The following is a 26743-nucleotide window of genomic DNA, read 5'->3' as shown; positions in this document are numbered from 1 at the left end:
TGCGCTCTTAGTTCAGTTGGTAGAACGCAGGTCTCCAAAACCTGATGTCGGGGGTTCAAGTCCTCCAGGGCGCGCTCAAGAGCAAAAACAAAGCCCGAAATAATTACACAGCTGCTAACATGGCAGTTAGTGCTAATGATTTCGGGTAAAACTTTTGTATTTGCAGCTTTTTGGCTTCCAGTTAAGTTGTTAACCTGGATAAAAATTAGCAAAGCATAGCTGTACGAGATAACGGAGGGATAAACGGCCGTGGCCAAAAAAAATGAAGCAGAATTGCCAGAAGCAACAAATGGGTTTAGCTTTAACAACTTTATCCAGGGAACCAAAGAAGAACTTGACAAAGTCGTTTGGCCCAGTCGCAAGCAAGTAGTGAGCGAATCCGCCGCCGTATTGTTAATGGTAGTACTCTCCGCATCTTTGATATACTTGGTCGATGGATTGTTTGGTTGGGCAGCAAAACAGGTGTTCTGATGACTTCCTCAACAGACGAACCACGCAACTCCACGTTGCAGTCAGAAGAAACCGCAGAAGCAGCGTCAAATGAAGCACGCTGGTATGCAGTACAAGTAGCCTCTGGCTGTGAAAAGCGTGTAAAAACTAACTTGGAGCAACGCATCCAAACCTTTGATGTAGCTGACAAAATTATCCAGGTGGAAATTCCCCACACGCCAGCGGTGAAAATCCGCAAAGATGGCAGTCGCCAGCATACTGAAGAAAAAGTTTTTCCAGGCTATGTGCTGGTGCGGATGATGATGGATGATGATACCTGGCAGGTGGTACGAAACACCTCCCATGTAATTAACTTCGTAGGTTCAGAACAAAAACGTGGCAGCGGCAGAGGTCGCGGTCATGTCAACCCAATACCCTTGGGCCCTTCAGAAGTAGAACGTATATTCAAACAAACCAGCGAACAAGAGCCGGTTGTCAAAATTGACATGGCTACTGGTGATAAGATAATCGTGCTTTCTGGTCCGTTTAAAGACTTTGAAGGTGAGGTGATTGAAGTCTCTCCAGAGCGGAGTAAGCTCAAAGCTTTGCTCTCGATTTTCGGTAGAGATACACCAGTAGAATTGGAATTTAATCAGGTAGAGAAACAGAGTTAAACACAAATGGCGAAGAAAGTAGTAGCGGTCATTAAATTGGCCCTGAATGCTGGAAAAGCCAACCCAGCACCGCCAGTTGGCCCCGCATTGGGTCAACATGGCGTTAACATTATGATGTTCTGCAAGGAGTACAACGCCAAAACAGCAGACCAAGCTGGGATGGTAATACCTGTAGAAATTTCGGTTTTTGAAGACCGGAGTTTTACATTTGTTCTCAAGACGCCACCAGCATCAGTACTGATTCGCAAGGCAGCGAAAATAGAAAAAGGCTCGAATGAACCCAACAAAAAGAAAGTTGGGTCAATCACAAAAGCGCAATTACAAGAAATAGCCCAAACAAAACTGCCCGACCTCAATGCCAATGACATAGAGGCGGCAATGAAAATTGTGGCGGGAACTGCCAAGAATATGGGCGTAGGAATTGCAGATTAGTCAAGAGTCAAGAGTCATTAGTCATTGGTAAAAGAAGAATACAAATGACAAAGCGCAAAGTCTAAGCTAAGGCATCCTTAGATCAGAACTTTGTAAGAGAGGACAAAAGACAAAGGACAAATAACTAAAATTTATCGGGGGAGAGGCGAAGCTTCGGAATTACCCCAGGAGAGGAAAATGGGAAAAAAATTATCACGCCGTTTGCAGGCGTTGCAAGACAAAGTAGAAGATAGGGACTATGAACCCCTAGAGGCTTTAGCCCTATTAAAAGACACGGCAACAGCCAAATTCCCTGAAGCCGCAGAAGCACATATCCGGCTGGGAATTGACCCGAAGTATACAGACCAACAACTGCGGACAACGGTAGCACTGCCCAAAGGTACAGGACAAGTAGTCCGAGTGGCGGTAATTGCCAGAGGGGAAAAAGTCAACGAAGCAAGCAACGCTGGTGCTGATTTAGTCGGTTCAGAAGAGTTGATTGACGAAATCCAAAAAGGCATGATGGACTTTGACAAGTTGATTGCCACACCGGATGTGATGCCACAGGTGGCGAAGCTTGGGAAGTTACTTGGGCCTCGTGGTTTGATGCCATCGCCCAAGGGTGGAACTGTGACATTTGACTTAGCAAGTGCGATCGCTGAATTCAAAGCTGGTAAATTAGAATTCCGGGCTGATCGAACTGGTATTGTCCATGTTATGTTTGGTAAGGCATCCTTCTCGCCTGAAGATTTGTTAGTAAACTTGAAGGCATTGCAAGAAACGATTGACCGCAACCGTCCTTCAGGAGCTAAAGGTCGTTATTGGCGCACATTTTATGTGGCAGCTACTATGGGCCCATCGATTAAACTCGATATTAATGCCCTCCGAGACTTTAAATTGACCGAAGCCGCTTAAATTTTAGTCATTAGTCATTAGTCTTTACGATGACTCATGACAAAGAGCAAAACTAAATAAGCAAAGCCAAAGATAGCAGGTGCAAATTGCTTAATATCCTGCCGAGGTTAAAGTTCTTATTGTCTAAAGTACCACCCCCAAAGGGCGTGATGATTATGGCATGAAGAATATTACTTTTAAACCCCGGCTGAGATAGCTGGGGTTTATTGTTTTGAGTTGCTTAGAAAAAGACACCAAGTATGGAGGATGGTTTTAAGGAGGTGAAACAAGCATGGGTAGAACACTAGAAGATAAAAAAGAGATAGTAGCTGACCTCAAAGAAACTTTGAGCGGGTCAACTCTAGCGCTGGTGATTGACTACCAGGGACTAACAGTTGCGGAAATCACTGACTTAAGGCGGCGGTTGCGTCCAAGTGGCACTGTTTGCAAGGTGACTAAGAACACCTTGATGGGTATTGCCATTCAAGACCAGGAAAAATGGCAGCCATTGACGGAATTGCTCACAGGTTCTTCTGCCTTTTTGCTGGTCAAAGAAGATTTCTCATCTGCGATTAAGGCTTACCAAGACTTCCAGAAAGTCACCAAGAAGACAGAACTTCGTGGCGGCGTCATGGAAGGTCGCCTGCTCAAAGAACCGGATGTCAAAGCTCTGGGAGATTTACCGTCCAAGGAACAACTGATAGCACAAATTGCTGGAGCTATCAACGCCTTGGCTACCAAGATTGCTGTGGGTATCAACGAAGTTCCTGGTTCACTGGCTCGTGCTTTGCAGGCTGTGGCCGACCAAGAGCAAAGTGGTGGTAACACTGAAACCGCTGCTGTACAAGATAGCAGCACCGAAAGCGCTGCTGAATAGACTTCGTGGTTCATCAGTCAAGAGTCTACAGCTAATGACTAATGCCCCATGACAAATAAATAATCAAAATTACAGGAGTTAAATCAATGTCTGCTGCAACCGATCAAATTTTAGAACAATTAAAAACCCTGTCTTTGCTGGAAGCTTCTGAGTTAGTCAAGCAAATTGAAGAAGCTTTTGGCGTAAGTGCTGCTGCACCGGCTGGCGGCATGATGATGATGGCTCCTGGTGGTGCTGCTGCACCCGCTGAAGAAGCTGTTGAGCAAACCGAGTTTGACGTAGTTCTAGAATCCGTCCCAGCTGATAAGAAGATTGCCGTGCTGAAGATTGTCCGGGAATTGACTGGTTTGGGTCTAAAAGAAGCTAAAGACTTAGTGGAAGCTGCACCCAAGGCAGTTAAGGAAGGTATTGCTAAAGATGCCGCTGAAGATGCTAAAAAGCGGATCGAAGAAGCTGGTGGTAAGGTAACTGTTAAGTAGTCACAATTTCATTACTAGTTTTTGATTGAGGAGCCTAAGTTAGGCTCTTTTTTTATATCAATAGACCACTGGCATTATAACGCCCACCCTACAAGCTACCCTGTGGTTTTAACATGGGAAATAAAAAGAATCATTGAGAGGAAGCAATCGCCATGACTGTTTTCGCTGCCAAATGGACGATTGATGAATATCATCGCATGATTGCAGGTGGTATTTTAAGCGATCGCCAAGTTGAACTGCTCAAGGGAGAAATAGTAGAAATGCCGCCGGAAGGGGAACCTCATGCTTATTCTAGTCATGAAGCGGGGGAATATCTGATGGAATTATTAGGCAAACGTGCCACATTACGTCAAGCCAAGCCTATCACCTTGCCCAACAACTCGGAACCCGAACCAGATATTGCCATTGTTCAACGCTTAGGACGTAAGTATCGAGAACATCACCCCTATCCAGAAAATATTTATTGGCTGATTGAGTATGCTAACTCCAGTTTAGAGAAAGATTTAGAGACAAAAAGTCAAATATACGCAGAAGTCGGTATCCCAGAATATTGGGTTGTGAATCTTAAAAAGCTACACTTAGTAGTGTTTCGAGAACCTTTAGATGGAGAGTATGCTACAAAAATGACACTGACTACGGGAACAATTCAACCACTTTCATTCTCAGATATTTCAATTTCAGTAGAAAAAATTCTTAACAGCTAACTTAGAAAATAAGTCTTAGATGGTCTTAAATAAGTTTAGGATATATTCTCTGACTTCTACATTATCCTTAACAGTGATAGTGATTTTAAGGGTGTTACTCTACAATGTCTATGGAGAATAACGGATTTGAACCGATGACCTCTGCGGTGCGATCGCAGCGCTCTACCAACTGAGCTAATTCCCCTTTTGAACAACCTAAACAAAGTACTCTTTAACTTGTTTTAACTGTCCTAATGATAACTTAATCCGGCGGTGTTTGACTACTTGGATTAAGGGGTTAGCAGAGTGCGAGCGCCATTATTTTTACTCTCAGGCTGCAACACAGATGCTTGATGAATGAGAGAGTATCAAAGGTGGGCGATTAGCCACAGTGCGCTACGCGATCGCATGATCATTCCTTCCACTAATGCTTATGTTATGGGGCTATTGGATACCGATTCTTGAACCATTAGAAAAACAACTTCCTATGAGAATTTTAAAGTCACATCACTTGACTTTTTGCTTAAACAAAAAATAGGAATATTTACTCTGTAAACAACAACCACTGTTTAAAAAGATCCGGCAATCATCCCAGCAAGTAATGTAAAACCAATCCAGACATTTTGCCGGAACATTTGACCGTACATAGGGTTAGGTAAGTCTTGCTGCTTTAATCGTAGAGACTGCCAAACCCAGCCAATAGTAGCCAGTACTAGACTAATCCAAAAAGGCAAGTGAAGGTTGATTAATACACCTAACCAAACTAGTAACAAAATTGTGCCCGCAAAGAAAATTCCAATAGCTACAGGGGCGTAATTACCAAAAAATAGGGCACTAGAATTAACACCAATGCGCCGATCATCTTCGCGATCGCTCATTGCATAAAGCGTATCAAATCCCAATGTCCACAATACAGTCGCGCCCCAAAGTAGCCAAGTCGGTGAAGAAAGGTTTTGCGTCACCGCACTCCAGCTGATCAATACGCCAAAACCCCAAGCAATCGAAAGCACTAATTGCGGTACTGGAAATACCCGCTTTGCCCCTGGATAAAGCAGAATCACGGGTACTGCTGCCACAGATAACCAGAAACTCAGAGGGTTAAGATAAAAGGCAAGAACTGCTGCACACGCCATTGCTACTATAGCGACGACAATCCCAACTTTTACAGACAAGGCGCGGGAGGCGAGAGGGCGATCGCGTGTTCTCTCAACTTCTGGATCAATGTCCCGATCCCACAAATCATTGACAACACAACCGGCTGCACTTGTGGCCAGAGTACCCAAGATGATCACACCAACCAGAGGTAAAGGTGGTTTCCCGGAAGCTGCCAAAAATACAGCCCAGAGGGCAGGAATCATCAAAATTAACCGCCCTTCTGGTTTATGCCACCGCAGCAGCCGAATAATTACAAGCCATACAGGTTCTTGGTTGCGTTCTGGCGTCCTTAACATAAAAATCACTAAAAAATTAAGAACTTCACTTTAGCTAGATGAATTAATGCATCTTTACATCTATAGAATATCGTTATTTGCTATTTGTAAAAGCATAACTACAAGTGGCAACTTTAAAAACGTTTAAATAGTCACGAAAGTTATAAGCAGCAGGGTGAATATACTTAGCTCAGTTAGCCTCAACGCCCTTCGGGCAGGGAAAAAAGCAAGGGGTAAGGGGAACCTCATAAACAAATTTAGTTGCTCTAAAGCGAGTGCGTTTGTTATTTATCCTTTTGCCTTTAACCTTTTCCCTCCGAAACGCAGTTTTGACCAAGCTGAAAGCAAGTGTGTTGCAACAGATATCAGTGCCAACTACCCCGACACACCACTTTTTACCATTATTTCTAATTAAAGAGAGAAAACTAGATGCTGAATTTAGTTTCGGCTAGCTGGGAAAGTATTCCAACTCAACCAGTTGAGCGACATCGGATTATTGCTGCCATTGACCTGGGAACAAATTCACTGCACATGGTAATTGTCAAGATAGACCCGACACTACCAGCTTTTAGTATTATTGCCAGAGAAAAAGATACTGTGAGACTGGGCGATCGCGATCTGGCTACAGGGAATTTAAAACCAGAGATCATTAAAAAAGCGATCGCAGCTCTAGGACGCTTCCAAAAAGTTGCCAAAACTTTAAACGCTGAAACAATTATTGCAGTAGCAACTAGTGCTGTGCGGGAAGCTCCCAATGGTAAAGATTTTTTACACCAGGTAGAAACGGAGTTGGGTTTAAGCGTTGACTTGATTTCTGGTCAAGAAGAAGCGCGACGCATCTACCTAGGGGTGCTGTCGGGGATGGAATTTAATAACCAGCCCCACATCATTGTCGATATTGGTGGTGGTTCTACAGAATTAATTTTGGGCGATAGTCATGAACCGCGTACTCTCACTAGTACTAAAGTTGGTGCAGTCAGGCTTACTGGCGAGTTAATCACCACCGACCCCATCAGCAACACCGAGTTTCAGTATCTACAAGCCTATGCCCGCGGGATGTTGGAACGTTCTGTAGATGAGGTGTTAGCAAACCTACAGTTTGGGGAATCTCCTCGTTTGATTGGAACGGCTGGCACGATTGAAACCCTGGCGATGATTCATGCACGGGAAAAGCTAGGAGTTGTCCCTTCTACTCTCAATGGCTACCAGTTCCATCTTAAAGACTTGCGGGAGTTGGTAAATCGCTTGCGGAAACTGAGTAACTCAGAAAGGGGTGCAATACCCGGTATGCCCGACAAGCGGTCTGAAGTAATACTTGCTGGCGCAGTAATATTGCAGGAAGCAATGACCCTTTTGGGTGCTGAGTCGGTAACAGTATGCGAGCGTTCTCTCAGAGAAGGTGTAGTTGTAGACTGGATGCTCTCCCACGGTTTAATTGAAGATAGACTGCGCTACCAAAGTTCGGTTCGTGAGCGCAATGTGCTAAAACTTGCCAGTAAGTATCATATTAACTTAGAACATAGCGATCGCGTGGCAGCATTTGCCCACAGTTTATTTGACCAAACTCAAGGTACTCTACATAACTGGGGGCAGGACGAACGCCAACTACTTTGGGCGGCTGCAATATTACACAATTGCGGTCATTATGTCAGCCATTCGTCTCACCACAAGCATTCTTACTATCTAATTCGCAATGGTGAATTACTCGGTTATACAGAAACGGAAATTGAAATTATTGCCAATTTAGCGCGTTATCATCGCAAATCGCCACCGAAGAAAAAACATGAAAATTATCAGAATTTACTGACTAAACAGCATCGTCAAATGGTCAGCCAATTGAGTGCCCTTTTAAGATTAGCAGTTGCATTGGATAGGCGACAAATTGGAGCGATCGCCCAAGTGCAATGTGAATATTATCCACAGTTGCGGCACGTTAACTTATTAATTTTTCCATCTCAAACTGCTGATGATTGTGCTTTAGAACTCTGGAGCTTAGATTATAAAAAAGGAGTATTTGAGGAAGAATTTGGAGTGAAATTAATTGCAACTTTAGAAGATTCTGTCGTTGCAACTATCTCCTAGTTCACGATGTCATTACCCACATTTTTGTAACAGTCATTTCATGACGATCTCACTTTTTCGCGTTGCTTGCACATCTATATATAGCGTTTCCTAATCTAATGAGATACAGATTGACCTCACCCCGCTAAAGTAAAGCTTTACCTCCCCTCTCCGAACTTCGGAGCTACGGTGTACACACAAGTCTTTGAGAGTGGCCTCACAAGCTTTTGATCCCCCCAACCCCCCTTCTCAAGGGGGGCAAAAACTTCTCAAAGTCCTCCTTTTTAAGGAGGATTTAGGAGGATCTACACGATTTTGGTTTGGTACAGAGATGTGTGTACACCGTAGTTACTAAGGAGAGGGGCTGGGGGTGAGGTTTTGATATGTACCTCATCCACCTGGGAATCGCTATAAGTGATTGAATATGGCGTAACTCGACTGCGGGGCGATCGCATAGAGTTGTTTTTTGAAAATGACTTGACGAGATGTAGGGGAAACCCCCTTGGCACTAGCCTCTCCCTTTGGGAGAAGACCGCGCTGTCCCACTAAATCTGTCACTGTTGCGGTAGAAATATAAATATGATTCGGCAAACACCCTTTCATAGAGTTTTTCATCCTTTTGGAACTGCACTTCACAAAAATACACCACACCCGGACTTTTATTTTCTGGCGGGAGAAACACCGCATCAATCTCGTCGAATCTAGGTTCTTTAACAGCTACCGAATAAAATTTATATTCATCTGCATTTTTTGGCGGATTTTTCAATAGTTAAAATAGTAAAGTAGGAGATTGTTGAAATAGTTTATAAAAAATCGAATCACGCCGCATTAAGCATTCCAGTAAATAATTAGCCCTATGAAACATTTAACCATAATCCCCTCGATATTGCTATTTTATTACCACTAAAACCATGCCCAAACACACGTTATTCGTCTGCAAATCCTGCCACCGCTCATCTGAAAAGCGACCAGATAATCCACCTTTTGATGGCACTATTTTACTTGAACAACTAAACACTTTATGCGCCGAAAAATTCCCAGATAATCAAGTGGAAATTCAACCAGTGGGATGTTTATGGGCGTGCGATCATGGCTGTGTTGTATCCGTCGCCAGTCCAGATAAACCCACCTATCTCTTCGTCAATCTCACCCTTGAAGAAAGTACCACAGCATTAATAGATTTTATGCAACTGTATATCAAAAGTGCTAAAGGAAATGTAGTTTGGAAACAGCTTCCTGAAGTATTACAGTCTGCTATTTTCGCCCAAATTCCACCACAGAATAATTCGTAATTCGCCCTGGGTCTGCGCTAACGTAATTACTAAATTTGGTTACAAAAAAAACACCGCCGAAACCTACCAAGAGAACGTGTCTAATCTGAAAGTCAAGCCTATCGTCGCAGTAACGCTCGTGCGATCGCTCTTTCTGCTGCCTTTTTTCCAGTGATTGTCTTTGTGGTTGTAATAGGTTTCATCGTTACGCTATTTTTTGGCGGTATTGCAGAAGTAAATAATTAGTTAAATTTGGGTATTTACGCCTTTTTAGACCGTTGACAGTCAACAGTTAACAGTTAACGTGAAATCCTATTCCCTTTTAGGGGTGGGACGAGCTTAACATCTATCAAAAGTAAGACGTTTGCTGGAAGTTAACTGAATGCATTGCACTCACTTTTGAATCACATTTGTTTCCAATACTGGATGTACAGGTCAACTTTAGTAGTTAGCTAGAACTATAAAAACAGCTAATAGTCTTAATTTACCCTGTCAGTGTTGAATATGGGGGCGAATAAGATGACAGCAACACCAAAAGAGATAATTCGGTCAAGTCAATGGCATCATCTATCTGTACAAGAAATAACTCGGCATTTAGATACAAATTTAGAAACAGGTTTAACCTCTGCTGTTGCAACAAAAAAACGTGACTATTTTGGTACAAACGAACTCAAGAGCAAACCTGGAAAAAGTCCATTGCTACGATTTCTCTTGCAATTTAACCAACCGTTGCTGTACATCTTATTAATTGCGGGTGCAATCAAGGCAATACTTGGGCAATGGGTAAATGCTGGGGTGATTTGGGGCGTAACTCTGATTAACGCCATTATTGGTTTTGTGCAAGAATCTAAAGCTGAAAGTGCGATCGCAGCCTTAGCTTCTTCTGTGCAAACCAATGCAAACATCATTCGCAACGGTAAAAAGGTGCAACTATCTTCCACAGAGTTAGTACCGGGGGATGTAGTACTACTTACTTCGGGAGACAAAGTACCAGCTGATTTGCGTTTAGTGCAAGTACGGAATCTGCAAGTTAATGAATCAGCGCTAACGGGAGAATCAATTGCAACTGAAAAAAACACGCAACTGCTCAATCTAGATGCACCCTTAGCAGAACGCACCAATATGGCTTATGCTGGTAGCTTTGTGACGTTTGGCACAGGCAAGGGTATTGTTGTCGCTATTGGAGATGCCACAGAAACCGGGCGGATATCCCAGCTAATGGAGCAAGGAACCAGCTTAAAAACCCCATTAACCCGCAAATTTGACAAATTCAGCCGTACATTACTGTACATAATTCTAGGGATAGCAGCATTCATGTTTGCAGTTGGGCTGGGATACGGCTACTCCTGGACAGAAATGTTTGAAGCTGCGATCGCTTTTGCTGTGAGTGCCATTCCCGAAGGATTACCAGCTGTGGTGACGGTTACACTAGCAATCGGTGTTTCCCGCATGGCACGGCGTCACGCGATCGTTCGCAAGTTGCCAGCAGTGGAAACTCTTGGCGGTGCTACAGTTATCTGTTCTGACAAAACTGGTACGCTAACTGAAAACCAGATGACTGTACAGGCAATTTATGCAGGCAATAGACAGTATAAAGTCACTGGTGTAGGCTATGCTCCACAAGGAGAAATTTTACTCGATGAAAAACCAGTAAACTCAGATAATTCTTCTGCTCTTGAAGAATGTATAAAAGCTGGATTGTTATGTAATGACTCGTACCTGGAAAAAAAGGACGAGCAATGGCAGGTTGTTGGCGATCCTACAGAGGGAGCATTGATAGCTGTTGCCCAGAAAGTTGGATATAGCCGCAGCAGCTTAGAACAGGAAATGCCCAGATTGGATGTTATCCCGTTTGAATCTGAGTTCCAATATATGGCAACTCTGCATGAAACTTCGTCGTTTGTCATTGGTCATACCCCACATGAAGCTGTTAGGGCATCTACGTCATTGGCAAATGACAAAGGACAAAGAATTATCTTCGTTAAAGGTTCGGTCGAGGCAATCCTTAAACGTTGTCAGCAGATGTTAGATGCAGAGGGAAACTTTACCTCTGTGGATGCAGACATGATACATCAAGAAGTTGATGCAATGGCAAATCTTGGTTTAAGGGTGCTAGCGTTTGCCAAGAAATCTGTGCCTGTAGAGACGTTGCATGCAACGTCTCTACAACATGCAGATATCGAAAATGATTTGATTTTCTTGGGATTACAGGGGATGATCGATCCGCCTCGAACAGAAGCAATCAAAGCGGTACAAGCCTGCCAAGAAGCTGGTATCCAAGTCAAAATGATTACAGGCGATCATGCGGTAACTGCACGGGCGATCGCTCAAAGTATGGGCTTCAACAAAAACGGCGAAGTTCTAGCTTTCACAGGAAGCGAACTTGCTCGAATGGAGAAATCAGAACTCGCCACAGCTATAGAAGATGGGGCGGTATTTGCGCGTGTTGCGCCAGAACAGAAACTCCGTATCGTCGAAGCATTACAATCCAAAGGCGAAGTCGTGGCGATGACGGGGGATGGTGTCAACGATGCACCCGCTCTCAAACAAGCAGATATTGGTATTGCGATGGGGGGTGCAGGTACGGAGGTGGCGAAAGAAGCCTCTGATATGATTTTGACCGATGATAATTTTGCCTCAATAGAAGCAGCAGTTGAGGAAGGGCGAACGGTTTACCGGAACTTGCTCAAAGCGATCGCCTTTATTCTACCTGTCAACGGTGGCGAATCAATGACGATTTTGATTAGTGTACTGCTGGCCAGAGAATTACCAATTTTGTCTTTACAAGTTCTGTGGCTAAATATGGTTAATTCCATTGCTATGACTGTACCTTTAGCCTTTGAGCCAAAATCGGAACGGGTGATGCAGCAACCGCCACGTAACCCCCGCGAATCATTGCTTTCCCAAAGTTTAGTCAAGCGCATCATAGCAATTTCTATCTTTAACTGGATTTTGATTTTTGGTGTATTTGAATGGATACGACAAACTACAGGAAATCTCGCTCTAGCTCGGACAATGGCAATTCAAGCTCTAGTAGCAGGAAGAATATTTTATCTTTTAAGTATTAGTCAATTAGGAAATGCTTTTATTGCCAGACTTCGAGGAATTAGACAGAAAATTAACGATGCCTCAGCAATTGGAATTGGAATTGCTTGTACTGTAATTTTGCAGATAATTTTTAGTCAATGGAACTTGATGAATAGCTTATTTTCTACAGCACCACTGAACTTAAATCAATGGTTAATTTGCTTATTTGTTGGGTTGCCAATGATTGTAGTATCCGCATTAGTCAATCGTTTTGACCCTCTTGATTGAACTATAGCAATCTTCTTTAAATTTTAATTTAAAGCCACAGAGTTAGACGATTTTAGATTTTGGATTGACCCCAGGGATCAATCCGCTTGCTTTCTTAATTTTGGATTTGGGATTTCCTATTGATTCCACGAATAAATCTGCTTGCTCTGTACCATTAAGGAATCATTCGGTCATTAATTATTAGAGTTGGGTATAGGTACATACCAATTCCTATTTTTTAGCAAAAGTATAACTTTCATTGCGAGGAAATTATCATTACTATATTTAGATTAATATCAAAAGATAGATTGGGATTAATATCAATAGATAGATTTGGCAATAAAACAAATAAACTACTGTCAGTAAATAAAGCAAACTATTAGGAGTCATAGTCATGACTTTTTCACTGCAATTATTATTAGCAGCTGCATCTTTACCAACGTTATGTTTTGCAGTAAACGCAGTTGCACCGTTACCAATTTATGCTCAAACTCCAACACAGACAGTCTTCAGTGATGTTCAACCTAATTATTGGGCACAGCCATTTATTCAACGCTTAGCACAAAGAAATATTGTGGCGGGATATCCTGATGGCACATTTCGACCAGAGCAAGCAGTACAGCGTGATGAGTTAGCTGCAATCATTCGCAAAGCTTTTAATCAACCGCCAGTGCGACAAATAGAAAGTGGTTCTGTATACGAAGATGTTTCTGAGGGATATTGGGCAGAACGTCCAATTGAGTCGGCATCTCAACAAGGTTTTATGTCCGGTGATTCTAGTGGTAACTTTAGACCAAATCAACCTGTTACCAAAGTTCAAGCAATAACTGCTTTGAACCAAGGTCTGGATTTAACTTCTGATACACCAGTAGCAGCCTCAACACAACCAACTACACAAAGACGAGCAAGGAGAAGACCAGTATTTGTGCCAATAGCAATAACTTCCTTAATGCAGCATCTATTAATTCCTAGAGCCGAGGCTGTACCTTCTCCCGCGACTACTCCTAGAACGACACCTCAAACCACACAGCCAGACCGTTCTGCCTCAGCTATTGTCAGTGACTATTACACAGATGCCAGCAGTATCCCGCAAAATGCTATTCCTGATGTAGCTAAAGCAACCAAACAAAATATAGTGGTTAACTATCCGAATCCAAAAGTACTCAATCCTAACCAGCCTGCTAGCCGTGCAGAAATTGCGGCTTTAATCCATCAAACATTAGTTTCTCAAGGAAGAATTGAACCACTTGCGAAAGATTCATCTGCTACTCAATATATTGTTCGGACTTCTGGTAATAACCAAAATACTCAATAATAGTCATTCATGGTTTATAGAGACGTTACAATGCAACGTCTCTACATGGTCTATCTGCCACATTTTTTAAATTGGTATGACGCACGAATTCGTGTATTCGCTCGTGGCTACAAGGTTGACGTAACGCAATATGTCTGCCAGAAATAAATTCTGTATCTATTTGGTAGGCTTTAAATTCTGGATTCCCAGAGGTGGCGTGGCGATCGCTTCTGCAACTTTTAAATTCTTGCTAAACCAAAACTGAACTAACTCACTAAGAATCCGGCGACGATAAAAAGCACATTTGATAGCATCTTCATTCCAAATATAAGGATTTGGAGAACCGAAGAAAAAATAATGAATTATGCCAGCAATCTTGTCTGTATAAAATATTTTTTTTGCTATTAAACCTTGCTGGGTAGTTACTAAAAATACCTGTCCCGACCTACCAGCCCCCAGCAATTTCCCAGGATAATTGTGCTGTAATTTTGCCATTTATTTTGATTTTTATATTTATTTTATTTATAACAATCATGTCTATTGAGTAGAAGGGCTTAAAGCAAAGCTATTAGTAAGCAGATCTAGCCCTTAAGAATCTTGTATAAAGCGATAAATCACTCACTACGAACAAAAGTTTTATCTTACATACCTACTTGTCGAGAATGCCGGAACTATAAAACGCTACGCGATCGCGTAGCGTTTTATAGTAAAGAATTTTTAGAGTGTGGGTAAGCTTTACTAGATTTACTTGTCCACAATCGGACGTCCTTCGGCATCTATGTCAAGTTCTTCGCGTCGAACAGTTTCTTGAGCTTGAACTGTGTCATGTTCTACAACTTTCTTGACTTTAACTTCTTCTTTCAATACAGCTTCTTTGCGAATATCGGGTGTTTCTTCGTAAATTTCCATGCGAGCTACTTCACCTTCACGAAAGGCATTACCTGGATTGGTTGGTGTAGCATTTGTGGGATTTGTACGCTCAATTACTACTCGTTCTTTTTCAACGGGAACTGCAACACGAGCAGTCTCAGTTTCTACATGTTTACCAATAGTAACTTCTCCAGTCTTGCGACGTTGTTTGCTAGCAACTAACCGTTCTTCGTATAACTTCAAGGTTTGACTATCCTGTTTGTTAATGTCGTAAAGTGACGGTTCTTGCTCGTAGTTGTAAGTGCTGCGGTCATAAGTAGCAGGCTGAGTTATGCCAGAAGCAGCAGTTGAAGTCCGATAAACTCCACGTACTTGTTCTTCATAGTCGTAATCAACCTTTTCCAATTCATCAAAGTTAGGCAAGTTTTCTACTTGCTCTTTAGTCAGACTTTTGGCATAAATCCGTCTGTCAGTGTAACGAATATCAGCAAGCCCGACTGGTAGTAAAACTTTTTTACCAAAAATCCAGAAACCTGTGTCTACTACAAAATAGCGGAATTTACCTGTTTGTTCATCAACTAAAATGTTGTGAATAGAACCAATTTTGTCATTTGTTTGGTCATAGACATCAAAACTCTTGATGTCATCAATGTTGTGAGAGTCATGCTCACGATAGTCTGGATAGAATTCTTCTAATTTTACAAGTGCCATTTGGGTTTTCTCCAATTTATATCTGTTACTTACTATGTTAAAAATATTTATAAAATAATCTTCTAACTATTGGATGATTAAGGATTAAAAATATTGATGATTTTTGTATAATAGCTATTTTTTATTCTAATATGAAATTATAGATTTGTTGTCATTAATTTTAGCAGAGACGTTGCATTGCAACGTCTCTACATGGTCTGTCACATTCTTTTTTGTAATTGGTATTATTTATAAATAAATTTGTCTTCACACTTATGTTAATAGAGTTCCCTGAAACTCACGAAATAGGAGGACTGAAGCTTTCACTCTTCAGTTGCTAGTAGGAAGTTCCAGGACATTGACATCAATAAGAGGTGTGATATTGAGATTTTGTTGTAGTAAACGGGTTTGGATGGCTTGAGTCAGGCGGGAACGAATTTCCTCTGAAGATGCGATCGCATCCTCACGTGGTTGGACGTAGACTACACAAAGTAGTGTGTTCTGGCCTTTAATATTTGCGCCAGTGAATCGAACATTCGCCTCTACCAAGTTCACCAGAGGGCTTTGACTCACCACCTCTTCAATCTGAGCATTAGCGCGTTGAGCAAGAGTGGAGCGTTGCAAATTAGGAGAACTGGTAAACTGCCAAGTCAGTAAGCTTGCTATGACTGCCACAGTAAATGTTAATGCCACAGGAAACAACCAGCGTTTGCCTCGTTTATAACGTACTCCTTGGGCAGACAATCCAAAAAAGCGGAACAACAATGCAGCTGTGAAATTAATTCCTACCAGTTGTAGTAAGAGCAAAAACAAACCGCTAGCTACCAAATCCCACCTAGCAATTGCGCTTGCCATACCGACAATTCCCGCAGGAGGAGCCAAAGAAGCGGCAACTAGCATTCCGGTTGCTGCCCCAGATACCAGACTACTCCGTTCAGATTGAACTAAATTCAGCGCTCCCGCTGCTCCTGCTGCTAAAGGTAATAAAACTGCTACTGAGGAAATTTGACTGCGTTCAAGCATCAAACTAGTGGCAATATCCTGCCGCATAATTAAACTGAGCATTCCGGCGACGGTTATCGTCATTGCTAATGCTGCAAAATAGCGCAGAATGCCGCGCCAGAGCAATTGGCTATCTCCCCTGGCTGTTGCTATCGCTACATTCATCGCTGGGCCAGCAAACGGGGCAATCAGCATTGCCGCAGTTAGTAAGTAAATTGTGTTGGTGTACAAGCCAATCCACACGACAAAACCAGCTACAGCCGCATATCCCAAAAAACCGCGCCAAGAGCCAACACTTTGCAAACCACTGAGAAAAATCTCAATTGGGCTGCGTTCTTCCACATTTTTGACCTGCTGAGGTGCTTGTGAAGCGGGAGGACTTAGAGCTATGACTCCCGTTGGCAGTAGTGTGATATGTAATTTGGGTATGTTTTCTAATTTTCCTAACAACTTTTCAACATACTGATTGGAAACGTGAACCAGCACTAAGTCAAGTAATTCGTCACAGCCTGTTGCCTCCAACTGAGCTAGGTTTACCCCATTAACAGACTTAGCAATATCAAGAACTTCTTTGCCTTGCCCGCGTGGTACTTGGACGATTACTTGGCGCATAGTAATACCATTTCACCTTGAGATGTTTTTGAGCAGGGGAGGCAGGAGGAGTTAAGAAAAGTATATTTGTATCAAAAATTTCGTTAAATGTTATAACCTCCTGCCGATAACAATCTCGTATTGCAAGATAATTTCCTCTCTAACTGAAGGTATATTTGTTAATTTTCTGGGTGATAACAATAGCCCGACGTTTTTAGCTTTGCACAGTAGGAGCTGCAATGAACAGCTCCATCACAGTTTGATGAAAAATCCTTGTTAAAAATCCCCTCTCTAAAACGGAGCTTCAGAGATCATCAAGCTGTACCTAGTTAGGGCGCGACTGCGGAGCACGCTTAGGCCCACCCGCCCAAGGTGGAGGCCCTTGAGATGGACGAATATCAATCACAGAACCATCTGCACGAGTAATGGAAAAAGCATCTAACTCCCCGCCTCTGCCCAACTCACCCGTAACAGTAACCTGCTCACCAGACTTAAGATCAATCTCGCGCCACCAACGCGGCCCCGCATCAACAATTAGTTGCCCACTACCATCGTCAATGATGAAATCATTACCCACAATCTGTGTAACTTTACCAGATACAGTTGTACCAGCGGTACGCTGTTGTAAGTCACTAATTCTGGTTCTAGTTTGGGCTTGTGCCAAGGTAGGTAAGGTTGGAATTGTTATTGCAGAAATTGCTGCTAAGGTTAAGCCGAATAGTAGTTGTTTATTCATTGCTAATTACCTGATTAACTCTGCTATCTTCATTGTTGAAAGCAAATGTGAGCAGAAAGTGACGGTTAAAATTTAGATGAATTTTCAACAGCTATTCAATTGAATTGAGAATATCTAAAAGTTGTAGCCTACACCCAGTAATATGCCTACATCAGTTTCATCGATAAAACTGACATTTACTCCACCCGTTGCTGTAATCTGTGGGGATAAAGGAACATCTACACCGCCAGAAATTAATGCACCTACGGTGCTATCTCTGCCTGTAGAAACTGCAATGCCACCACCAACATAAGGCGCTACATTTAGTTGAGTAACTTCCAAATTTTCTGTAGGAAAATCTACAGTTAGGGGTATGAGGAAAACTGTATTATCTCCAACTAAAGCCGCAGGACGCGCAGACAAATTTTGTGTAAGTCCAATTTTGCTAATCACAGCAAATGAACCTTCACCTACCCGTGTATCGCCACTCAAACCAATGTTACCACCAACACCGATATAGCTAGAACCAGAACGAGTAGCTCTACCAGGTTCAAAAGTTTGAGCTACCTTTTCCGATTGAATATTTGAGGGAGTTTGTACAGTTTGAAGTTGTGTTGATTCTGTAGTCAAACCTGATGCAGAAGTAAGAGCAGTATCAGGAGTTTCACCCACTTTTTCTAACTGATTTGGCGTTAGCGTTACATAATTAGTGGTATTAACAGAAGTAGAGTTCTGCTTTTCAGCACGAGCTGGCATGCTACCAATAACAACCATCCCAAGAGTTAGTAAAGTAGAAGTGCATTTGAAAAAAGTAGTATTCATGGATATTCTTTCCTTTTCATCTTGTTATCTTTAGTATTGACAACAAAAGTGAGGAGAAAGTGACAACGCTGTTGCAATGCTAACATTTTTATCGAAAATTCTTCGGTCTACGTTGACTATCTTGCTTACTTGAAAACGGTTCTTGAGATTCGTGTTGGTCGTTGTGAGAAATATGGATAGCATACTCTTCAGGTATAATCGGGGAGCCATATATTTTGGCATAAACTTTAGTAAATTCTGCACCTAAAAATAGAATGTGAGCGGCGTAATAAATCCAAGTAATGACAATTACAAAAGAACCTGCAACACCGTAAGCAGAGCCAATATCAATTTGACTCAAAAATAATCCAAATAAAAACTGCCCTACCATAAATAAAAGTGCAGTAATTGCCGCACCCACCAAAGTAGAGCGCCATGCAACTTGAGCATCAGGTAGAATTGTGTAGATTGCTGCAAATAACAGTGCGAGGATACTAAAGGAGAGTAAAAAGCTGAGAATTTGCCATAGATAACTTAAACCTGGCAATAAATCACTCAAATTATTAACTATTACTACTAAAATGTTACTTACGAGATAGGAAACAAATAGTAAAAAAGCAATGACCAGCACCATTGCAAAGGTCAAAATACGTTTACGAAGGAAGTGAAAAATCTGCCGTCTAGGTTCTGGTTTTACTTCCCAAATTTTGTCGAGTGCGTATTGGATTTGTGCAAAAACTCCAGAAGCACCAAAGGCAAAAAAACCAAAATTGAAAATTAGTCTCAATACTCCTCCACGAGTATCTTCTCTCATGTTGGCGATCGCAGTGGCAAGTAATTGTGCGCCTTCTTCACCAACTATTTCTTGCAATTGGTCAACAATTTGTTGTTGCGCTGTTGCTTCTCCATAAATTGCACCAAGGATTGTTATAATAATTACCATCAAAGGTGCAAGCGAAAATACTGTGTAATAAGCTAAGGATGATGCTAATAGAGATACTTCGTTAAATTGCCACTCTGAAAATGTTTCTTTGAACAGTCTCCAAACTTTTCTTAAATTCATAATAAAAATTACTTGGCTGGTAGCCCCCTTTTAGTTGTAAAATTACTCTAGCTAGCATTAGATAAATAAACCTTCTCTGCGTTCGCGTAGCGTGTCGTAGAGAAGAGAAGAAATAAGAGATCAAAAGAGTTTGGCGCAGCTTTACAAAGGAACGGTATAAGGTGGTGATTGCCAGCAAACTCATCCTCACAGTCATGCTTATAATTGCGATCGCCCTAACTCCACAAGTTCTTGTCGAGACACACTCGCTCGTGGTGAAGTGTTTTTAGTCAAAAGGAATGATAACCTGCTTATTTAGCTGTTTTCAGTATTAACAAAAAATGTGAACAGAAAGTGACAGCACCAACTACTGCGACTATTTGAGTTGTAAAAAAATTTGAAAAGTTGTTCCCTTCTCGACTACACTTTTGACACTAATGTAACCAGCATGTGCAGCAACGATTTGGTGGACAATAGATAACCCTAAACCATAACCGCCAGTTTTGCGCGATCGCTTTTTATCCACCCGATAAAACCGCTCAAAAATATGCGGTAAATCTGCGTTGGGAATACCGATACCACTGTCCATAACTTCAATTACAGCCCAATATGACTGGGTGAACAGCCGCAACTGAACTTGACCGCCAGCAGGAGTATATTTACAGGCATTACTGAGCAAATTAACTACTGCTTGACGCAGCAAGTTGGCATCACCCAGTACAATCAAACTCTTAGTTGGTAAAGTATAAGTTAGATTGAGATGTTGTGTAGCCTCTTGTGTTGCATATTCATCTGCTATTTGTAAAAGCTCACTCTTTAAGTCAACTTCTTGCAAAGATTCAGGGGATAATCGACCTGCATGACGCGCCAGAAACAGCAGATTATTCACCAGAGTATTCATTGACTTAGCGACATCGAAAATCTTCCCGAAGCGCTGACGCTGCGCTTCAATATCGTTAGATTTAGATATTAAACCATACTGGGCATTGCTAGTAATCGCTGACAAAGGCGATCGCAATTCATGAGAAGCATCAGCTGTGAAGCGCTGTAGCTGGTCATAGCTGTCATGAATTGGTTGCATTGCTATTCCCCCCAAATACCAACCAGCTAAACCGATTACCCCCAAGGTTGCTGGCACTATCAAAAGCAAAACTAGCCGTAACTGAGCCAGATCATTTTGTACGGATGTTAGCGGCGTTGCAACTTGGAGATAACCGATTAACAAACTATCTTGGTAAACAGCCAGCGTTAATTGACGCAGCCAGATTACAGAGGGTATTTCCTTTGAGTAGTAAAACGTAGTCTTGAGAGTGTTAAATCCAGGGGTTATTGTCAGCTGCATCTCTGGAGTTTGACCAAAAAATTGTACAAGTTGCTTTTTGGTGTCGTACCAATGTGCGTATAGAAAATCAGTACCCAATGGAGATACGTTACTTCCCAAAAGCGGCACATTTTCCAGGTCTAACTGTTTTTTACGCAAATCATACTTCGCATTCACCGCCATAACTCTAGATTTTTTGTAGAGCAAGCGATCAAGATCCTCCAGTTCGTCTAAGACTGCTTGGTAGTAAACTACCCCCGCAAAAACGACCAAAATACTCCCCATTGTTAGGGTAAACCACAGAGCTAGATTACTGCGACTACGGAGAAACATTATACTTAGACGAGAGGTTTATAATATACAGATGCAGCTAAAATTTTTGTATAGCAAATTTGTGAAAATATTTATAATGATAATTGTTTATCTTACTACTTGTACTAAAAAACTAGACCTTAACAACATATCTTTTTTCGGTCAGATTGTAAATAAAATCAAAGTTTAAAAAAGTCTTGAAAAGATAAATCTAACACTATATTACTTAAAATTTTTATCTAAATACTAGCTGTAAAACTAAGTTTATTACTGTATGTTTTTGTCCAACTTATTAGAGAAATTACATTCTTTAAAGCTAGAATATTTGCTACCTTTGCCACTGCTCCTAACTGCTTTTGGACTTGGTGGTGAATCGTTAACAAATATCCTATTGAGTCGTTCACACCCTATCATAAACAAGCTCCAAGCTGATACACAAACAGTAAAAATCAGACTTGCAGCTAATGTGCTACTAACCGAAGCTGAAATTGAAAAAGAGCAGGAGTTTACCGAAGTTGAGCTTAAGACCGCAAACTCCGTACTAAAAAAGTTAATATTTAAAATTCCAGTCGCAGAATTAAGCAAAATAAAAGCTATGATTGCTCAAGAGTTGGGAGTATCTGGTGAAATAGAAATACAAGCTAATACACAAATACAAATACGGTCTGCGGTTCAAGTGCTAGGAATCCTAGCTGAAATAGAAAAAAAGCGAAGATTGACAAAAGTTGAGGTCAATACTGCCAACTCCATACTTAAAAAGTTAGAATTTGAGTTTCCAGTCACAGAATTAAGCTCTGTAAAAGCTATGATTAATCAAGAACTGGGATTGTCTCATGAAGATGCTGGAATGTTTATAAGCTATCGGGTAAAAAATTAGCCAGTATTCCAATTAATTTCTACTAAATTTAGGAATCAAGTTTGATTTTTGAAAAAACTCAGTACACTTGAGGTTTAAGTGTAGGGTGAGTATTACTAGCCATTTAAATATGGTAAAAAATCTGCTTTATCGGTGCAATTAAGCTCAGTGTCTTAGTGGTTAATTGAATCCTATAGAGCAATTTTTGATAACTTTGGAGCGTCTCTGTCTCTATTTATATTTAATTATCTGGAGCTTTTAGACTATAACCCATACCGTAGACTGTTTTAATCCAATCTGCTGCACCAACTAACTGCAAACGATGGCGCAACTTCCGTACTAGTACAGTTAATGCATTGCTTTCCGGTTCCGAACCCCATTCCCACAATGCTTCTTCAATCAACTCGCGAGTTAAGATCTGATTGCGGTGACGCATTAAGTACTCTAGCAATTGAGCTTCGCGTGGTGATAAATCTATAATTGTCTGATTGCGTTCCACAGTTAAGTTATATAGGTGCAGTTGTAAATCTGCAACGCGAAGAACATCACCCACCCATTGGGGCGATCGCCTCCCTAAAGCACGTACCCGCGCTAATAATTCTACCAAATCAGCAGGTTTGACAAGATAATCATCTGCTCCTGCATCTAAACCCATAACTTTATCTGGCGTGGTGTCCTTGGCAGTGAGCATCAACACAGGTGTAGTTTTACCACGAAGTCGGTACTGACGACAAAGACTTAACCCGCTAATTGTGGGCAACATCCAGTCCAAAATTAATAAATCATACTCTTTTTTGGACAATAACCACTGTGCAGTTTCGCCATCTTCAACGCCATCTACAATGTATCCAGCTTCCGATAGCACACCTTGTAATGGTTCTATTTGTTCGCGATCGTCCTCTACCAGCAATATCCGCATAAAGCTCTTTTTGGCAATTAAGCTAACCGAAATTGCCAGCCTCCTTGCTTAAGAGTAAAAGAACCAAACGTAGCTTTCTTCTTCCACCAGTAAGATGTTAATGTATATTTTGATATCTAAGATCTTCACACAAAAAATATTACATTTCTGCCAAAAGGTAGTTTTTAGGCTTACGAATTTTGTAACATACTCACCAATTTTTGGTACGATTTGCGATCGCAGGTCATGTTCGCCATGGGCTTGATTGATGGCTTCAAACAGACGCTCCAAAAAACTTGTCAGAGGTGAAGTGATCTGAAGTGTACCCGATCAAGGTCTAGAAGCTTTGAGGACAGTATAGAATCTACAATTTAATTACAGAAACAGCTTTTTGCTTCTGCTCTGACGTAGCCTCTAGATAATATTGCAACGTTCTTAGGTCGCTGTGAAATAAGCAATGTGGTATTGAAACGACCTGACAATTTTACTCTGAAACTGATGGTACTAAGACCGTTAAACCGCCTGGAATACATTTAATTTCAACAGGAGTATTTCCATTCATATCACCATCTAAAGCTACTTTTTTTGGAGGTTCAGTTCTCACCCGCACATTTTTAGCACGTAAATGCCGAATATCATCTCGATTAGTAGCAGTACCCGTAAAGCCCGATCTCAGCAGATGATAACCAGCAAAGAGAGCATTTTGGCGGTTAACAGGAGCAACAATTGTCACATCTAGCAGACCATCATCTATAATTACTCCCGCAGGCCCATGTGCCAAAATCGAAGTCGGTGCGGCTGAATTGGCAATAGTGACAGCCGAGGCTGATAAATTGATTGTTTGCTCCTCTGTTTCTACGTAAACTGTAAAAGAATCCAAGTGTCTAAGTAGTTTTATTCCTGTCCCAATAAACGCCAACATCCCAAAAAGTTCTTTAGCTTTTTTATCAGTTTGTTTGATAGTTTCAGCTTCAAAACCGATCGCAGTCAAGACAATCATTGGTTTGCCATTACATAACGCAACATCAACTTTTCGGGGTATCCCAGTTAAAATTGTTTTGCAAGCATCCTGAATTCCAGTAGGAATACCCAAAGCTTGAGCAAAGGCATTGACAGTACCTCTGGGAATAATTCCAAAAAGAATTCCTGTGTTAATTACTGCTTCAGACGCAGCTGATACCGTACCATCACCCCCAGATACAATAATAATTTCAGCACTATGCTCAATCGCTTCACGGGCTAATTGAGAAGGACTAACTTCATGGGTGGGACGAATATCCAGATTGATTTGCGGTTCCAAAACTTCTCGAATCGCCACTAAATCTTCTACAGGGTCGCCTTTACCCGCAGATGGATTAAAAATTAAACAAGCATTGCGACGAGTCATAATTTAATCCTTTTTATCGGGTAATACGGAGAATTTTGTCCTGCTGTGAGGGACAACTTCCTCGCCCATCGCAATTACTCGTTGTGATATACAACTCGCCATCCGGCCCCATAATTGCCTCTCGAAGTCGTCCATATTTGCCCTGCAAATATACCTCATGGCGCTGGACTTGCTGGGGTGATTGTGGGTTGAAAGCAACACGCTGCAAATGTTCAGAACGGAGGGTAGGAATGATTAAGCTACCTTTCCACTCAGGAATAGAATTTCCGGTATAAATTGCTGCTCCACCTGGAGGTAGAGCTTGACGCCAAACAATGGAAGGAGTCACCAACCCCTCTCCTGATTCACAACGGTAGATAGTGGGCCAGCCGAGGTTGTCGCCTGCTTTTGCTACACTAACTTTATCGTGGCCGCTTCTGCCTAACTCACCACTGGGGCCGTGGTCTGTTACCCATAGTGTTGATGCATCAGACCAATCAAACCCTTGTGTGTTACGAATACCAGTAATATATACGGGATTTTTCCCAAACGGGTTATCTTGCGGTACTTGTCCATCTGGTGTCACACGCAGAATTTTACCAGCAAGGCTATTTTCATCCTGGGAACTTTGCGGATCTCTTGCATCGCCAGTACCTATATAGAGCATTCCATCGCCACCAAACCGAATGCGACCACCGTTGTGATACACAGCCACGGGAATATCATCAAGAATTATTCTATCTGATGAGGCACTAAGTCCATTTTGAGATAGTCGCCATCGTTCGACGCGATTAACCTGTGAGCCATTTCTATCAGCAGTATAGTAGACGTAGAAAAGTCGATTTTCGGCAAACTTTGGATGAGTTGCAATGCCGAGTAAACCACCTTCACCGCTATCTGTAACATCAATAGTGGCTACAGGTTTTTGGACAAGTTTACCATCCTGCACCAACCGAACCCGTCCAGGTCGTTCAGTGACTAACATATCTTGATTTGGTAAAAAAGCAATTCCCCAAGGAACTTCAAGACCTGTTACTACTTCTTGGGCCCGCACATTTACCTTTCCTTGTGAACCAAAGCCATCTTGGACTAAAGTACAGGCTTGATTGTTGGTAGTAGAAGTTTGTTGACTGACTTGTGCAGTTGTTTGGGTTTCTTGATTGTTAGTATTTGCCGAATCAGATGTTGGTACGGTGCAAGAAGAAATTACCAGACATACCACGCCAATAGATAATTTTACTGCAAGATTTCTTGTCAGTTTCATGCTAGTTTTCTCCACAAAATTACTGCTTACATGGTATTTAAAATAGCTAAATAATTTCCCTATTTCTAGGATTTGTTGCGAGCTTGATAGGGATATATAGACAGCTTGACCATCTAGTAGCCATGAAGACTATAGATTATATATTAATATATTATTTTGTCTTTAGCTGAGTTTTATAACCTCTATCCATAGACCTACGTAGACTAGCCACGGGTGCAAAACCAGTGTGAATATTCACATACAACATGGTTGATTCTGCACTTAGTCGCATTTATTGCACTATTTTTCCTTACTACCTGAAACTCCGGCACGTTATTCTGGTGAGCATGTAGCTTCTGAGATATTTTACCAACTAGGTGTTGAAGAAGTTTAGCACTGCATGAGGCTAGAACAAATCGAAAAGGAGAGCACAAAATGTTACAATCTACCAAAAAAATCCTATTATGGCTGTTTGTCATAAACCTCGGTATTGCTTTCGGTGCTGGACTTTACGAGTCAAAAATCATGTTTCCTCAGTGGCTTATCTCTTCACCAGAGTCAGTGTACCGTTGGAATGCTGAAGCCGCACGCAGGGCTAACACTGGACTGAATTTCTGGGTTTATGTAACAACAGTGCCTCTGACTCTGCTTACCCTAGCGAATTTGATCGTCGTTTGGTGGACGCAGGGTAGTGTACGTCGCTGGTGGCTAATCGCCGCCGTGTTTGCTTTAGCGGATAGAATTTTCACCTTCTCATACTTCATTCCCACAATGATCAGGCTGATGAGTAATACTTTATCTCAGCCGAAGGCAGTGTCTTTGGCATTGCAGTGGGAGAATCTGAACTATGTACGTCATGCCATCGCTCTAGTAGCTTGGTTGGCAGCATTGAAGGCGTTCTCGTTGTTATATGCACACCACGCTAACAAGGCGCTACACCGGAATAATTTCTAATCGTCCTATCCACATTAATAATATGAGGGTGAGTTTATGGCATGACGCAAGTATGTTTCACCTGTCTCTGGAAACAGACGATACAGCATTTGACCTAATACTATTGCCGCAGTAGCCGTTGTCAGAAAAGGTGCAATCGCATAATATTCACCAAACCACAAACAGATTAGTACAGAACATAGTCCCATAACTCCGGGTACATGCAAAATTATTCCCAAATCTTGCAAAATGAGGCAAACAGGAGGGCTAAATAAGGAATGTTTAATCTTCATAATGAAACAAAAA

26 protein-coding genes, 2 tRNA genes, 1 pseudogene and 1 other annotated feature are annotated in these 26743 nt (G+C 41.7%); of the genes and pseudogenes, 14 read left to right on the top strand and 15 right to left on the bottom strand.

From position 1 onward, the window contains the following. Window position 1: 1 nt before the first annotated feature. The 8 genes from FNW02_RS03150 (at window position 2) to FNW02_RS03115 (ending at window position 4468) form a co-directional block, all read left to right on the top strand. Window positions 2-74, top strand: a tRNA-Trp gene (locus FNW02_RS03150). A gap of 175 nt (window positions 75-249) precedes the next feature. Then, on the top strand, window positions 250-471 hold the full coding sequence (secE, locus tag FNW02_RS03145) for a preprotein translocase subunit SecE (protein WP_191756140.1): 222 nt from the start codon (window positions 250-252) through the stop codon (window positions 469-471). Continuing rightward, window positions 471-1103, top strand: coding sequence for a transcription termination/antitermination protein NusG (nusG, locus tag FNW02_RS03140; protein WP_191756139.1), 633 nt, complete (start codon window positions 471-473; stop codon window positions 1101-1103). The genes secE and nusG overlap by 1 nt, the downstream gene beginning before the upstream one ends. A gap of 6 nt (window positions 1104-1109) precedes the next feature. Further along, on the top strand, window positions 1110-1535 hold the full coding sequence (rplK, locus tag FNW02_RS03135) for a 50S ribosomal protein L11 (RefSeq protein ID WP_191756138.1): 426 nt from the start codon (window positions 1110-1112) through the stop codon (window positions 1533-1535). A gap of 177 nt (window positions 1536-1712) precedes the next feature. Beyond that, window positions 1713-2429, top strand: a complete 717-nt coding sequence (gene rplA / locus FNW02_RS03130) for a 50S ribosomal protein L1 (RefSeq protein ID WP_191756137.1) — start codon at window positions 1713-1715, stop codon at window positions 2427-2429. A gap of 48 nt (window positions 2430-2477) precedes the next feature. Further along, window positions 2478-2646, top strand: a sequence feature (ribosomal protein L10 leader region). A gap of 54 nt (window positions 2647-2700) precedes the next feature. After that, a complete protein-coding gene (gene rplJ, locus FNW02_RS03125; RefSeq protein WP_191756136.1) occupies window positions 2701-3285 on the top strand; it encodes a 50S ribosomal protein L10 in 585 nt (194 codons plus the stop codon). Between the two features lie 86 nt (window positions 3286-3371). Then, window positions 3372-3764, top strand: coding sequence for a 50S ribosomal protein L7/L12 (gene rplL, locus FNW02_RS03120; protein WP_191756135.1), 393 nt, complete (start codon window positions 3372-3374; stop codon window positions 3762-3764). A 152-nt stretch (window positions 3765-3916) separates the two neighbouring features. Continuing rightward, window positions 3917-4468 (top strand): Uma2 family endonuclease, encoded by a 552-nt coding sequence (locus tag FNW02_RS03115; protein WP_191756134.1) that lies wholly within the window; start codon window positions 3917-3919, stop codon window positions 4466-4468. Window positions 4469-4579: 111 nt separating this feature from the next. On the opposite strand, the gene FNW02_RS03110 is transcribed toward FNW02_RS03115, so the two are convergent. Both FNW02_RS03110 and FNW02_RS03105 read right to left on the bottom strand, forming a co-directional pair. Then, window positions 4580-4652 (bottom strand) — tRNA-Ala (locus FNW02_RS03110). A 364-nt stretch (window positions 4653-5016) separates the two neighbouring features. After that, window positions 5017-5898 (bottom strand): 4-hydroxybenzoate solanesyltransferase, encoded by an 882-nt coding sequence (locus tag FNW02_RS03105; RefSeq protein ID WP_191756133.1) that lies wholly within the window; start codon window positions 5896-5898, stop codon window positions 5017-5019. Window positions 5899-6306: 408 nt separating this feature from the next. Here FNW02_RS03105 and FNW02_RS03100 point away from each other — a divergent pair, with 408 nt between their 5' ends. Continuing rightward, entirely contained in the window at window positions 6307-7959 is a 1653-nt protein-coding gene (locus tag FNW02_RS03100; RefSeq protein WP_191756132.1) for a Ppx/GppA phosphatase family protein, read from the top strand. 387 nt (window positions 7960-8346) lie between these two features. On the opposite strand, the gene FNW02_RS38340 is transcribed toward FNW02_RS03100, so the two are convergent. Both FNW02_RS38340 and FNW02_RS03095 read right to left on the bottom strand, forming a co-directional pair. Beyond that, window positions 8347-8553 carry a hypothetical protein gene (locus FNW02_RS38340; protein WP_225225408.1) on the bottom strand — a complete coding sequence of 69 codons (207 nt, stop codon included), beginning with the start codon at window positions 8551-8553 and terminating at the stop codon, window positions 8347-8349. Next, window positions 8483-8767 (bottom strand): annotated as a pseudogene (locus FNW02_RS03095) (DUF2887 domain-containing protein); the annotation flags it as partial. The pseudogene FNW02_RS03095 and the gene FNW02_RS38340, both read right to left, overlap by 71 nt. 82 nt (window positions 8768-8849) lie before the next feature. On the opposite strand from FNW02_RS03095, the gene FNW02_RS03090 reads away from it, so the two are divergent. From FNW02_RS03090 to FNW02_RS03080, 3 genes are all read left to right on the top strand, one after another. Beyond that, window positions 8850-9230 (top strand): DUF1636 family protein, encoded by a 381-nt coding sequence (locus FNW02_RS03090; RefSeq protein WP_191756131.1) that lies wholly within the window; start codon window positions 8850-8852, stop codon window positions 9228-9230. A 498-nt stretch (window positions 9231-9728) separates the two neighbouring features. Next, window positions 9729-12524 carry a cation-translocating P-type ATPase gene (locus FNW02_RS03085; RefSeq protein WP_191756130.1) on the top strand — a complete coding sequence of 932 codons (2796 nt, stop codon included), beginning with the start codon at window positions 9729-9731 and terminating at the stop codon, window positions 12522-12524. Between the two features lie 373 nt (window positions 12525-12897). Beyond that, complete coding sequence (locus tag FNW02_RS03080) at window positions 12898-13818, top strand: S-layer homology domain-containing protein (RefSeq protein WP_191756129.1); 921 nt, start codon at window positions 12898-12900, stop codon at window positions 13816-13818. 156 nt (window positions 13819-13974) lie between these two features. On the opposite strand, the gene FNW02_RS03075 is transcribed toward FNW02_RS03080, so the two are convergent. The 7 genes from FNW02_RS03075 to FNW02_RS03045 all read right to left on the bottom strand — a co-directional run bounded on the left by FNW02_RS03075 (window position 13975) and on the right by FNW02_RS03045 (window position 21162). Continuing rightward, window positions 13975-14292, bottom strand: coding sequence for a hypothetical protein (locus tag FNW02_RS03075; RefSeq protein WP_225225391.1), 318 nt, complete (start codon window positions 14290-14292; stop codon window positions 13975-13977). Window positions 14293-14541: 249 nt separating this feature from the next. After that, entirely contained in the window at window positions 14542-15378 is an 837-nt protein-coding gene (locus tag FNW02_RS03070) for a DUF2382 domain-containing protein (RefSeq protein ID WP_191756128.1), read from the bottom strand. A gap of 309 nt (window positions 15379-15687) precedes the next feature. Beyond that, window positions 15688-16971 (bottom strand): DUF389 domain-containing protein, encoded by a 1284-nt coding sequence (locus FNW02_RS03065; protein ID WP_191756127.1) that lies wholly within the window; start codon window positions 16969-16971, stop codon window positions 15688-15690. 304 nt (window positions 16972-17275) lie between these two features. Beyond that, window positions 17276-17686: a DNA-binding protein gene (locus tag FNW02_RS03060; protein ID WP_191756126.1), complete on the bottom strand. Its 411-nt coding sequence runs from the start codon at window positions 17684-17686 to the stop codon at window positions 17276-17278. A 114-nt stretch (window positions 17687-17800) separates the two neighbouring features. Beyond that, window positions 17801-18487 carry a hypothetical protein gene (locus FNW02_RS03055; protein ID WP_191756125.1) on the bottom strand — a complete coding sequence of 229 codons (687 nt, stop codon included), beginning with the start codon at window positions 18485-18487 and terminating at the stop codon, window positions 17801-17803. An 88-nt stretch (window positions 18488-18575) separates the two neighbouring features. Next, window positions 18576-19529, bottom strand: a complete 954-nt coding sequence (locus tag FNW02_RS03050; RefSeq protein ID WP_191756124.1) for a YihY/virulence factor BrkB family protein — start codon at window positions 19527-19529, stop codon at window positions 18576-18578. Between the two features lie 355 nt (window positions 19530-19884). Continuing rightward, complete coding sequence (locus FNW02_RS03045) at window positions 19885-21162, bottom strand: sensor histidine kinase (protein ID WP_191756123.1); 1278 nt, start codon at window positions 21160-21162, stop codon at window positions 19885-19887. A gap of 304 nt (window positions 21163-21466) precedes the next feature. Here FNW02_RS03045 and FNW02_RS03040 point away from each other — a divergent pair, with 304 nt between their 5' ends. After that, window positions 21467-22018 carry a hypothetical protein gene (locus FNW02_RS03040; RefSeq protein WP_225225390.1) on the top strand — a complete coding sequence of 184 codons (552 nt, stop codon included), beginning with the start codon at window positions 21467-21469 and terminating at the stop codon, window positions 22016-22018. 220 nt (window positions 22019-22238) lie between these two features. Here the strand turns inward: FNW02_RS03040 and rppA are convergent, their stop codons facing one another. From rppA to FNW02_RS03025, 3 genes are all read right to left on the bottom strand, one after another. Further along, window positions 22239-22916, bottom strand: a complete 678-nt coding sequence (gene rppA, locus FNW02_RS03035; RefSeq protein WP_191756121.1) for a two-component system response regulator RppA — start codon at window positions 22914-22916, stop codon at window positions 22239-22241. 463 nt (window positions 22917-23379) lie between these two features. Then, window positions 23380-24282 carry a YegS/Rv2252/BmrU family lipid kinase gene (locus FNW02_RS03030; RefSeq protein WP_191756120.1) on the bottom strand — a complete coding sequence of 301 codons (903 nt, stop codon included), beginning with the start codon at window positions 24280-24282 and terminating at the stop codon, window positions 23380-23382. 13 nt (window positions 24283-24295) lie between these two features. Next, window positions 24296-25525 carry a PQQ-dependent sugar dehydrogenase gene (locus FNW02_RS03025; RefSeq protein WP_191756119.1) on the bottom strand — a complete coding sequence of 410 codons (1230 nt, stop codon included), beginning with the start codon at window positions 25523-25525 and terminating at the stop codon, window positions 24296-24298. A 414-nt stretch (window positions 25526-25939) separates the two neighbouring features. Between FNW02_RS03025 and FNW02_RS03020 the strand changes: the two genes are divergently transcribed. Then, window positions 25940-26458 carry a DUF1772 domain-containing protein gene (locus FNW02_RS03020; protein WP_191756118.1) on the top strand — a complete coding sequence of 173 codons (519 nt, stop codon included), beginning with the start codon at window positions 25940-25942 and terminating at the stop codon, window positions 26456-26458. A 14-nt stretch (window positions 26459-26472) separates the two neighbouring features. On the opposite strand, the gene FNW02_RS03015 is transcribed toward FNW02_RS03020, so the two are convergent. Continuing rightward, a complete protein-coding gene (locus tag FNW02_RS03015; RefSeq protein ID WP_191756117.1) occupies window positions 26473-26730 on the bottom strand; it encodes a hypothetical protein in 258 nt (85 codons plus the stop codon). Between the last annotated feature and the right edge of the window lie 13 nt (window positions 26731-26743).

It is taken from the genome of Komarekiella delphini-convector SJRDD-AB1, assembly GCF_014831675.1.
GTDB lineage: Bacteria > Cyanobacteriota > Cyanobacteriia > Cyanobacteriales > Nostocaceae > Komarekiella.
The sequence above is the reverse complement of the archived record's forward strand: the minus strand, read 5'-3'. Positions and strand labels throughout refer to the sequence as shown.